At 68.1% G+C, this 11,398-nt stretch carries 9 protein-coding genes; all 9 read left to right on the plus strand.

The window, feature by feature from the left end; all coding sequences use genetic code 11:
- Positions 1 to 33: 33 nt before the first annotated feature.
- A complete protein-coding gene (locus FCU40_RS21185; protein WP_004621318.1) occupies positions 34 to 408 on the plus strand; it encodes a VOC family protein in 375 nt (124 codons plus the stop codon).
- 43 nt (positions 409 to 451) lie between these two features.
- Positions 452 to 1,429: a metalloregulator ArsR/SmtB family transcription factor gene (locus FCU40_RS21190; RefSeq protein ID WP_004621317.1), complete on the plus strand. Its 978-nt coding sequence runs from the start codon at positions 452 to 454 to the stop codon at positions 1,427 to 1,429.
- Positions 1,426 to 2,370 carry a methylenetetrahydrofolate reductase [NAD(P)H] gene (gene metF, locus FCU40_RS21195; RefSeq protein ID WP_168077674.1) on the plus strand — a complete coding sequence of 315 codons (945 nt, stop codon included), beginning with the start codon at positions 1,426 to 1,428 and terminating at the stop codon, positions 2,368 to 2,370. The genes FCU40_RS21190 and metF overlap by 4 nt, the downstream gene beginning before the upstream one ends.
- Positions 2,367 to 3,236 carry a CAU/MBL1b family subclass B3 metallo-beta-lactamase gene (gene blaCAU, locus FCU40_RS21200; protein ID WP_004621313.1) on the plus strand — a complete coding sequence of 290 codons (870 nt, stop codon included), beginning with the start codon at positions 2,367 to 2,369 and terminating at the stop codon, positions 3,234 to 3,236. Before metF ends, blaCAU begins: the two co-directional genes overlap by 4 nt.
- Before the next feature lie 157 nt (positions 3,237 to 3,393).
- Positions 3,394 to 4,470, plus strand: coding sequence for a homocysteine S-methyltransferase family protein (locus FCU40_RS21205; protein ID WP_168077676.1), 1,077 nt, complete (start codon positions 3,394 to 3,396; stop codon positions 4,468 to 4,470).
- Positions 4,471 to 4,477: 7 nt separating this feature from the next.
- Positions 4,478 to 5,479: a D-alanine--D-alanine ligase gene (locus FCU40_RS21210; RefSeq protein ID WP_168077678.1), complete on the plus strand. Its 1,002-nt coding sequence runs from the start codon at positions 4,478 to 4,480 to the stop codon at positions 5,477 to 5,479.
- A complete protein-coding gene (metH, locus tag FCU40_RS21215; protein WP_168077688.1) occupies positions 5,476 to 8,148 on the plus strand; it encodes a methionine synthase in 2,673 nt (890 codons plus the stop codon). Before FCU40_RS21210 ends, metH begins: the two co-directional genes overlap by 4 nt.
- Before the next feature lie 147 nt (positions 8,149 to 8,295).
- Complete coding sequence (locus FCU40_RS21220; protein WP_168077689.1) at positions 8,296 to 10,461, plus strand: EAL domain-containing protein; 2,166 nt, start codon at positions 8,296 to 8,298, stop codon at positions 10,459 to 10,461.
- Positions 10,462 to 10,551: 90 nt separating this feature from the next.
- Positions 10,552 to 11,398 (plus strand): family 1 glycosylhydrolase (locus FCU40_RS21225; RefSeq protein WP_168077690.1); only part of this gene is annotated, 847 nt, incomplete at its 3' end.

Below are 11,398 nucleotides of genomic sequence, written 5' to 3' on the forward strand. Positions count from 1 at the left end.
GCTCGCACCATCGCAGCGATTGGAGGCGCGAAAGTGGCCAAGGTTCTGGGTCTGGGCGGTATCTTTTTCAAGGCGGAGGATCCCGCCGCCTTGCGCGAGTGGTACGGCCGCGTGCTGGGCTTCGACGTGCAGAGCTGGGGCGGGGCTCTGTTCAAATATCCGGCGGGTAAGTCGACCTGGTCGCCGTTCGCGGCCGACACGAAATATTTCGAGCCTTCGAACGCGCCGTTCATGATCAATTTCATCGTCGACGATATCGATGGCGTGCTGGCCAAGGCCGCCGCCGAGGGCGTCGAGCCGCTGGGGCGCCAGGACGAGGGCGGCATGGGGCGTTTCGCCTGGCTTCTGGATCCGGCCGGGGTCAAGATCGAGCTTTGGGAGCCGGTCAAAGCCGACGCCGGGGCATAATCTTCTCTTGCCAAATCGGATATAAAGATATCTTTATATCCCTATGAAGCTTACAGCCGAACAGGTCGTCGAGGTGCTGCGCGCCGCCGGCGAGTCCACGCGTCTGCGGCTCCTGGCCCTGCTGGCGGCCGAGGAGCTGTCGGTGCTGGAGCTGTGCCGCATTCTCGACCAGAGCCAGCCGCGCGTGTCGCGCCATCTGAAGCTGCTGGCCGAGGCCGGGCTGGTCGAACGGTTTCCGGACGGCGCCTGGGTGTTCTATCGCCTGGCGGCCAAGTCGCCCGGCCGGTTCCTGGTCGAGCAGGCGCTGGACCTGATCGACGACGCCGATGTGATCGTCCGGGCCGACGCCGATCGGTTGGCCGCCGTGCGAGCCGAGCGCTCGACCGACGCCCAGGCCTATTTCGCCCGCAACGCCGCGCGTTGGAACGAGATCCGCTCGCTCTATGTCGACGAGGACGAGGTCGAGGCCGCGATCCTGCGCGCCGCCGGCGAAGGGCCGTTCGACGAAATGGTCGATCTGGGCGCCGGCGCGGGCCGGATGCTGACCCTGCTGGGCAAGCGGGCCAGCAACGCCCTGGGCCTGGATCTTTCGCAGCAGATGCTGAACATCGCGCGCGACGAGGTGGCCAAGGCGGGTCTCGCCCGTTGCGAGCTGCGCCACGGCGACATCTTCCGCACCGGACTGCCGGGCGGCTGCGCCGACCTCGTCACCGTGCATCAGGTGCTGCACTACCTGTCGGATCCGGCCAGCGCCGTGGCCGAGGCCGCCCGGCTGGTGACGCCCGGCGGCCTGCTGCTGATCGCCGACTTCGCGCCGCACGATCACGAGTTCCTGCGCGAGGTCCATCAGCACCGCCGTCTGGGCTTCGACGACGTCGAGATCGTCACCTGGCTTCAGGCCTCGGGCCTGGCGCTGGAAAGCAACATCGCCCTGCCGCCCGCCACGGGCGAGGGCCTGACCGTCAAGATCTGGACCGCGCGTCGTCCGCTTCGCGTCGCCGCCGAAAGGACCGCCGCATGACCCTTCCGCCGACCCGCCGCGTCATCGGCCCCGTCGCCCGCGCGGGCGAGCGCACGGACCGCCCGCGCGTCTCGTTCGAGTTCTTCCCGCCCAAGACGCCGCGCATGGAAGAGAACCTCTGGCAGGCGATCACCCGTCTGGCTCCGCTGGATCCGGCCTTCGTGTCGGTGACCTATGGCGCCGGCGGCTCGACCCGCGAGCGCACGCACCGGACGGTCAAGCGCATCCTGGACGAGACCCAGCTGAAGCCGGCCGCCCACCTGACCTGCGTCGGCGCCAGCCGCGAGGAAGTGGACGAGGTGATCCGCGAATATTGGCAGACGGGTGTTCGTCACATCGTCTCGCTGCGCGGCGATCCGCCGCCCGGGGAGGGCGGCATCGGCGGGGTCTATGTTCCGCGTGCGGACGGCTACGCCAACGCCACCGAGCTGACCCGCGCGGTGCGGGCCGTGGCGCCGTTCGAGGTGCTGGTCGGCGTCTATCCCGAGAAGCATCCGGAGAGCCCTTCGATCGAGCACGACATCGACGTGTTGAAACAGAAGATCGACGCCGGCGCGACGCTGGGCATCAGCCAGTTCTTCTTCGATCTCGACGCGTTCCTGCGCTTCGTCGACAAGGTGCGGGCCGCCGGGATCACCATTCCCATCGTGCCGGGCGTTATGCCGGTGACCAACTTCAACGGCCTCAAGACCATGGCCGCCGCGTGCCAGACGGCGATCCCATCGTGGCTGGCCAACCTGTTCGAGGGCCTGGACGACGACGCCGAGACGCGCCGTCTGATCGCCTGCTCGGTCGCCGCCGAGATGTGCGCCAAGCTGCGGGAACAGGGCTTCGAGGACTTCCACTTCTATACCCTGAACCGGGCCGATCTCGTCTACGCCATCTGCCGTGTGCTGGGCGTGCGCGAGGCGACGCCGGCTCCAGCGGAGGCCGCGGCATGAAGCGCGTTCTGATCGCCCTGGCGATGTCGGCCCTGGCCCTGGCGCCAGCGGCCCACGCCGACATGCCGGCCAACTGGACCAAGCCGACGCGGCCCTATCGCGTGGTCGGCAACATCTACTACGTTGGGACGGAGGGCATCTCGTCCTGGCTGATCGTCTCGTCCGAGGGCCATGTGCTGCTGGACGCTGGCCCGAACGCCGAGGTCGGCAAGCAGATCGAGCGCAACATCACCGCGCTGGGCTTTCAGCTGACCGACGTGAAGGTCCTGATCAACACCCACGCCCACTACGACCACGCCGGCGGCTTCGCCCAGTTGAAGGCCGACATCCCGACCGCCAAGCTGTGGATCTCGCGCGGCGACGCGCCGGCGATCGAGCAGGGCCATCATATCGGCGACAACGAGAATGGTCCGACGCCGATGCCGCCGGTCAAGGTCGACAAGACCTTCGGCGACGGCGCCAAGCTCAAGCTGGGCGAGACCGCCCTGATCGCGCACCTGACGCCGGGCCACACGATCGGCTGCACCAGCTGGACCACGGCGGTGATCGAGCGAGGGCGGCCGCTGAACGTGACCTTCCCCTGTTCGCTGTCGGTGGCCGGCAATGTGCTGGTCGGCAACAAGACCCATCGCAACATCGTGGCGGACTATCGCCAGAGCTTCGTCAAGCTGCGCGCGATCCCCACCGACGTCATGCTGCCCGCGCACGAGGAGCAGGGCGACCTGCTGGCCAAGCGCCGCAAGCAGTTGCGCGGCGACCCGAACGCCTTCGTCGACCCGACCGAGCTTGGCCGGTTCGTCGACGCCTCCGAAGCCGCCTTCAACCAGGAACTCGCGCGCCAGCAGGCGGCGGGAGGCGCGCGATGAGAGCGCCCCCTCCGTCTCGCCGCCGCGCGTCGATCCACCTCCCCCGTTTCTCGGGGGAGGATGCAATGATTTCCTCCTCACCCGCGAAGCGGGGGAGGTGGCGCGCCGCGAATACGCGGCGTGACGGAGGGGGCGCTTGCGCTTCGGAGTTCCGCCCATGACCGACCTGTCCATCCGCGCCAATCGCGTCGCCGCCCTCAAGGCCGCCGCCAAGGAGCGCATCCTGATCCTAGACGGCTCCTGGGGCGTGATGTTCCAGAAGAAGGGCCTGTCCGAGGCCGATTACCGGGCCGAGCGCTTCGCCGCCTATAACGGCCAGATGAAGGGCAACAACGACATCCTGTGCCTGACCCGGCCGGATCTCGTGGCCGAACTGCACGACGCCTACTTCTCGGCCGGCGCGGATATCTCCGAGACCAACACCTTCTCGGGCACGACCATCGCCCAGGCGGACTATCACCTGTCGGAGCAGGACGTCTGGGACATCAACTTCGAGGGGGCCAGGATCGGTCGCTCGGTCGCCGACCGCTGGAACGCCGAGAACCCGGCCCGCCCGAAGTTCATCGCCGGCTCGATCGGGCCGCTGAACGTCATGCTGTCGATGTCGTCGGATGTGAACGACCCCGGCGCGCGCAAGGTGACCTTCGACCAGGTCTACGCGGCCTATCGCCAGCAGGTGGACGCGCTGTACCAGGGCGGGGTCGATCTCTTCCTGATCGAGACGATCACCGACACCCTGAACTGCAAGGCGGCGATCAAGGCCATCCTGGACTGGCGCGACGAGGGCCACGAGGAACTGCCGATCTGGATCAGCGGCACCATCACCGACCGCTCGGGCCGGACGCTGTCGGGCCAGACGGCGGAAGCCTTCTGGAACAGCGTCAAGCATGCCAAGCCATTCGCCGTGGGCTTCAACTGCGCGCTGGGCGCTGATTTGATGCGCCCGCACATCGCCGAGATGGCCCGCATCGCCGACACCCTGGTCGCGGCCTATCCCAACGCTGGTCTGCCCAACGCCATGGGGCAGTACGACGAGGAGCCGCACCAGACCGGCCACGCCCTGCACGAATGGGCGAAGGACGGCCTCGTCAACATCCTGGGCGGCTGCTGCGGCACCACGCCGGACCACATCCGTCACGTCGCCGACGAAGTGCGCGGCGTGAAGCCCCGCCAGATCCCCGAACGCCCCAAGGCCATGCGCCTGGCCGGCCTCGAACCCTTCGAACTCGCCTAAGGTCCCGATGTCGATCACCATTCTCTTCGGCGGCGTCAACCGCGAACGCCTCGTCGCCGTGGCCAGCGCCCAGAGCTTGGCGCGCGCCTTGCCGGACGCCGACCTGTGGTACTGGGCGCCGAACGGCCAGGTGCACGCCGCCACGCGCGAGACGCTGCTGGGCCACGACCGTCCGTTCGAGATCGACCTGCCGACCGAGGGCGCGCCGATCGGCGACATCGAGGCCGCCATCGCGCTCGCCGCCCGCGAAGATCGCACGCTGCTCTTGGGCCTGCACGGCGGCATGGCGGAGAATGGCGAGCTGCAGACCCTGTGCGAGGCGCGGGGCGTGGCCTTCACCGGCTCGGGCGCGGCCGCCAGCCGCATCGCCTTCGACAAGCCCGCCGCCAAGGCCGCCGCCGCAGAGGCCGGCGTGACCTCGCCGCTGGGCGTGGCCCTGGACGACGCCGAGGCCGCCCTGGCCCGCTATGGCCGCCTGGTCGCCAAGCCCGCCGCCGACGGCTCGAGCTACGGCCTGATCTTCGTGGACGGTCCGGCTGACCTGGAGCGCCTGAAAGTCGCCGCCGCGACCGAGGCCTATGTCATCGAGCCGTTCGTGGCCGGCCAGGAGGCGACCTGCGGGGTGCTGGAGCGAGCCGACGGCTCGCTGATCGCCCTGCCGCCGGTCGAGATCCTGCCCGCCGAGGGCGTCTTCGACTACCAGGCCAAGTACTTGTCGGCCGGCACCTGCGAACTGTGCCCCTCGACCTTCTCGCCAGAGATCGTGGCGGCGCTGGGCGAGAGCGCGCTCAAGGCCCATCGGGCGGTTGGCGCGGCCGGCTATTCGCGCAGCGATTTCATCATCACCGCCCAGGGGCCGGTCTTCCTGGAGATCAACACCTTGCCGGGCATGACCGCTTCATCGCTCTATCCCAAGTCGTTGAAGGCCGAGGGGATCGGCTTCGAGGACTTCCTGCGGGGGCAGATCGCCCTGGCCGAGGCGCGCGCTCGGAAGGCGGTGGCGGCATGAGACCCGTCTTCGTCAATATCGGCGAACGCACCAACGTCACCGGCTCGGCCAAGTTCAAGAAGCTGATCGTCGAGGGGAACTACGCCGAGGCCCTGTCGGTCGCGCGCCAGCAGGTCGAGGCCGGCGCCCAGGTCATCGACGTCAACATGGACGAGGGCTTGCTGGATAGCCAGCAGGCCATGATCACCTTCCTGAACCTGATGGCGGCCGAGCCCGACATCGCCCGCGTGCCGGTGATGATCGACAGCTCCAAGTGGGAGGTGATCGAGGCGGGCCTCAAGTGCGTTCAGGGCAAGGCGATCGTCAACTCGATCAGCTTGAAGGAAGGCGAGGAGAAGTTCCTCCAGCAGGCCAAGCTCTGCCTGCGCTACGGCGCGGCGGTGGTGGTCATGGCCTTCGACGAGGTCGGCCAGGCCGACACCGAAAAGCGCAAGGTCGAGATCTGCGAGCGGGCCTACAACACGCTGGTGGAGAAGGTCGGCTTTCCGCCCGAGGACATCATCTTCGACCCCAACATCTTCGCCGTGGCGACCGGGATCGAGGAGCACGACAACTACGCCGTCGACTTCATCGAGGCCACGCGGCGCATCAAGCAGATGCTGCCCTACGCCCGGGTGTCGGGCGGGGTGTCGAACGTCTCGTTCAGCTTCCGCGGCAACGAGCCGGTGCGCCGGGCGATCCACTCGGTGTTCCTGTACCATGCCATCAACGCCGGCATGGACATGGGCATCGTCAACGCCGGCGACCTGCCGGTCTATGACGACATCGACCCGGTTTTGCGTGAGGCCGTCGAGGACGTGATCCTCAACCGGCCCCAGCGCGACCCGAACCAGACCAACACCGAGCGCCTGGTCGAGATGGCGCCGCGCTACAAGGGCGAGAAGGGCCAGCAGCAGGTCGCCAACCTGGCCTGGCGCGAGGGGACGGTGAACGAGCGCCTGACCCACGCGCTCGTGCACGGCATTACCGAGTTCATCGAGGCCGACACCGAAGAGGCGCGCCTGGCCGCCGAGCGTCCGCTGCACGTGATCGAAGGCCCGCTGATGGACGGCATGAACGTCGTCGGCGACCTGTTTGGCGCGGGCAAGATGTTCCTGCCCCAGGTCGTGAAATCGGCGCGCGTGATGAAGCAGGCCGTGGCTTGGCTGATGCCCTTCATGGAGGCCGAGAAGGAAGGCCAGGAACGCCAGGCCGCCGGCAAGGTGCTGATGGCGACCGTGAAGGGCGACGTCCACGACATCGGCAAGAACATCGTCGGCGTCGTGCTTCAGTGTAACAACTACGAGGTCGTCGACCTCGGCGTCATGGTGCCCGCCGACCGCATCCTCGACGAGGCGCGCAAGCACAAGGTCGACATGATCGGTCTGTCGGGCCTGATCACCCCCTCGCTGGACGAGATGGTGTTCGTGGCCGCCGAGATGGAGCGCCAGGGCTTCGACATCCCGCTGCTGATCGGCGGCGCCACCACCAGCCGCACCCATACGGCGGTCAAGATCGAGCCCGCTTATCGCCGCGGCCCGACCACCTATGTCGTCGACGCCAGCCGCGCCGTGGGCGTGGTCAGCGCGCTGCTGTCGCCGACCGAGCGTGACAGGACGATCGCCGAAACCCGCGCCGAATACGTCAAGGTCCGCGAGCAGTACGCGCGCGGCCAGACCGTCAAGGCGCGGACCTCGATCAAGGAAGCCCGCGCGCGCGCCTTCGCCATCGACTGGGACGGCTATGCGCCGCCCAAGCCGGCCTTCCTCGGCACGCGGGTGTTCGAGCCGTCGCTGGCGGAGCTGGTCCCGTTCATCGACTGGTCGCCGTTCTTCGCCAGCTGGGAACTGATCGGGCGCTTCCCGCAGATCCTGGAAGACGACGTGGTCGGCCAGGCCGCCACCGACCTCTATCGCGACGCCCGCGCCATGTTGGACAAGGTGGTCGAGGAGAAGTGGTTCGGGGCCAAGGGCGTGATCGGCTTCTGGCCGGCCCAGTCCCAGGGCGACGACATCGTGCTCTATACCGACGACACCCGCACCGCCGAGTTCTCGCGCCTGCACACCCTGCGCCAGCAGATGGACAAGGGCGAAGGCAAGCAAAACGTCGCCCTGTCGGACTTCGTCGCGCCGATCGGGCGGGGGGGCGACTATGTCGGCGGCTTCGCCGTCACGGCCGGCCATGGCGAGGACGAGATCGTCAAACGCTTCAAGGACGCTGGCGACGACTATAGCGCCATCATGGCCTCGGCCCTGGCCGACCGTCTGGCCGAGGCTTTCGCCGAGTGGCTGCACCACAAGGCCCGCGTCGAGCTTTGGGGCTATGCGAAGGACGAGGACGCCGACGTCGAGCGCCTGATCGCCGAGACGTATCAGGGCATCCGCCCCGCGCCCGGCTATCCCGCCCAGCCCGACCACACCGAGAAGGGCACGCTGTTCAAGCTGCTCGACGCCGAGGCGGCCACGGGCCTGCAATTGACCGAGAGCTACGCCATGACCCCCGGCGCGGCGGTTTCGGGCCTCTATTTCAGCCACCCGAAGGCGCACTATTTCGGCGTGGGCAAAATCGATCTCGACCAGGTCGAGGACTATGCGGCCCGCAAGGGCTGGGACCTCGCCACGGCCGAGCGCTGGCTGTCGCCGATCCTCAACTACGACCCCCTGGCCCGGGCGCGCGGGGCGGCGGCGTGAAGGATGACGGCCCCGGGGCTTGGCCGCGGAGTCAATCCCGCAACACCCAAATCGCGTAACGCCGTGCGATAAATTTCTCTCCGATCCGTCGCGATAAGGATTTCGGCAACCGTTGGTATGAAGGATGTCGGATCTCAGGGGAGCGCGATGGACCGTCGGAACATCGAGTTGAAGATCTTTGGCCTGATCGCCGGCATGGCGGCGGGCATGATCCTGCTCGCCGGTTTCGCCCTGACGGTCGCGACCCGCCACGCCGACGCGCGCGAACGCGACTACGAGCAGACCCTGGTCGGCAATGGCCTGCGCCAGCGCATCGAGGAAATCCAGACCGGCCTCAACCCCTATGTCATCTGGGACGAGGCGATCCACAAGCTCGACAACCAGTTCGACCAGGCCTGGGCCAGCCAGAACATCGGAGCCTCCGTGGGCGGAGCGCTGGGCTACGAGGCCGCGTTCGTTCTGGACGCCGCCGACAAGCCGATCTACGCCCACGTCGCGGGCAAGGACGTTTCTTCGACCACCTTTGACCGCTATGCCTTCCAAGCCTCGAGCCTGGTGAACGACGTTCGGGCGATCGAGAGCGATCCCAAGAAGGTCGCCGCGCTGCACGCCGTCCACAAGAGCCGCGTCGAGCTGGTGCGCGGCGAGCCGGTGCTGATCACCGTCTCGTTGATCCGCCCGGACCTGAAGGCGAGGACCAAGGGGCCGCGCGGGCCGCTGCTGGTCACCTCGACCCCGGTGGCCAAGATCATGGTCAAGGCCTTCTCCGAACGCTTCCTGCTGCGCGACGCGGCCATCGCGGTGGTCGCGGCCGACGCCGTCGACGCCGCGGCCGCCCAATCGGTTCTGGGCCGATCGACCGACGGTCGCCGCATCGTGCTGCGCTGGGTCCCCCGGCGGCCTGGCGCGGAACTGCTGCGTTCGGCGACGCCCATGCTGGCGATCGCCATCCTGGCGGCGGCGATGGGCTCGTTCCTGCTGTTCCGGACCACTCGCCGCGCGGCCAAGAAGCTGTTGCTCAGCGAAGCGGAGGCCAAGCACCTGGCTTTGCACGACCCGCTGACGGGTCTGGCCAATCGGACGCTGTTCACCGACCGCCTGGTTCACGCGCACGCGCTGTTGCGGCGAAAGCCAGGCCATATTGGCGTGCTCTGCATCGATCTCGATCGGTTCAAGGAGGTCAACGACACCTATGGCCACGACGCCGGAGACCAGCTGATCCGCGAGGTCGCTCGCCGGCTGACCGCCATCTGCCGGGACACCGACACCATCTGCCGCCTGGGCGGCGACGAGTTCGCCATCATCCAGCCCGACACCAGCCCGGCCGGCGCCGCCAGTCTGGCGCAACGCGTGGTCGATGGCCTGTCGGGCGAGGTGGACCTGTCGATCGGCCGCGCCGTGCTATCGTGTTCGGTGGGCGTGTCGGTCGTGTCCGACGCCGATCAGGGCCAGGCCGAGCTGCTGCGTCAGGCCGATGTCGCCCTGTATCGCGCCAAGGAGGCGGGGCGTGGCCGTTTCGCCTTCTTCGAGCCCGAGATGGACGCGGCCCTACGCCTGCGAAAGAGCCTCGAGCGGGATCTGCGGGCGGCGCTGGAGCACGACGAACTGACCGTGGCTTACCAGCCTCTGACCGACGCGCGCGGCGAGATGGTCGGGGTCGAGGCCCTGGCCCGCTGGAACCACCCGGAACGCGGCGAGATCTCGCCCGGCATCTTCATTCCGCTGGCCGAGTCCTGCGGCCTGATCGGCCCCGTCGGCGCGGCCGTGTTCCGGCGCGCCTGTTACGACAGCCTGCGCTGGTCGGGTCTGGAGGTGTCGGTCAACGTCTCGGCCATCCAGCTGACCAACCCGGATTTCATCGACGAGATCGTCGCGACCCTGGCCGAGACCAGCGCCCGGGCCGAGACCTTCATGCTCGAGATCACCGAGACGGCCTTGCTGAAGGATGGCGATGGCGTCCACGACGCGCTGCGCCGATTGAAGCGCCTGGGCTTCCGTCTGGCGCTGGACGATTTCGGCACCGGCTATGCCAGCCTGGCCTATCTGCGCCGCCACCCGATCGACAAGCTGAAGATCGACCGGTCCTTCGTGGCCAGCTTGCCGGGCAATGGCGAAGCGATGGCCGTCGCGTCGGCCATCGTCAGTCTGGCCAAGTCCTTGGGTCTGAAGACCACGGCCGAGGGCGTCGAAACCCAGAACCAGATGGACGCCCTGGTGAAGCTGGGCTGTGTCGAATTCCAGGGCTATCTGCTGGGACGTCCGATGCCGGCCGAGGCGATCGCCTCCACGCCGTCGATGGTTCGGGTTCGCTAGCTCGGCAAATCGGGCCCCGCCCAAGGGGAGGATTGCCTGGAACTCAACCCCGCCGCATCTTCTCCGCAAAGACAAGACGGGGAGGAGACCATGCAACAGCCAGGCGTCAGCCGGCGGGACCTGGGCGCGCTCGCGCTTACGGGCGCGGCCTTGGGCGGGGCTTCCTTGGGGCTGTCCAGCTGCCAGGCGCATCGCGACACCGACTTGAAGCCGCAGGGGCGACGGTTTCCGAAGGACTTCGCCTGGGGCGTGGCCACCGCCGCCTTTCAGACCGAGGGCTCCCAGACCGCCGACGGGCGCGGCCCCAGCATCTGGGACCTGTTCGAGAAGGTTCCGGGCCACGTCAAGGACGGCTCGGACGCCACGGTCGCCACCGACAGCTATCGCCGGTTCCAGGAGGATGTCGACCTGATCGCCGGGGCGGGGCTTAACGCCTACCGCTTCTCGATCAGCTGGTCGCGGATCCTGCCGACGGGCGAGGGGACGGCGAACGTCGCGGGGCTGGACCACTACGCCCGGCTGGTCGACGCCTTGCTGGCCAAGGGGATCACCCCTTACGCGACGTTGTTCCACTGGGACCTGCCCCTAGGGCTGCAGGCCAAGGGCGGCTGGGCCAATCGCGACACCGCCCAGCGCCTCGCCGACTATGCCCACGCCGTGGTCCAGCGACTGGGCGATCGGCTGAAGCACTACATCATCCTCAACGAGGCCGCCGTGCACACCGTGTTCGGCCACGTGCTGGGCGAACACGCGCCGGGTCTGAAGGACGCCGGGCTGCTGGGCCCGGTGACCCACCACATGAACCTTGGTCAGGGGCTGGCGATCCAGGCGCTGCGGGCCGCGAGGAACGACCTTCAGGTTGGCACGACCCTGGCGCTCCAGCCGTGTCGGCCGGCCGGCGGACCGCTGGCCTTCTGGAACCGCTTGGCCTCGGATG

Source organism: Caulobacter sp. SSI4214, assembly GCF_012184455.1.
GTDB classification, from domain to species: domain Bacteria; phylum Pseudomonadota; class Alphaproteobacteria; order Caulobacterales; family Caulobacteraceae; genus Caulobacter; species Caulobacter vibrioides_E.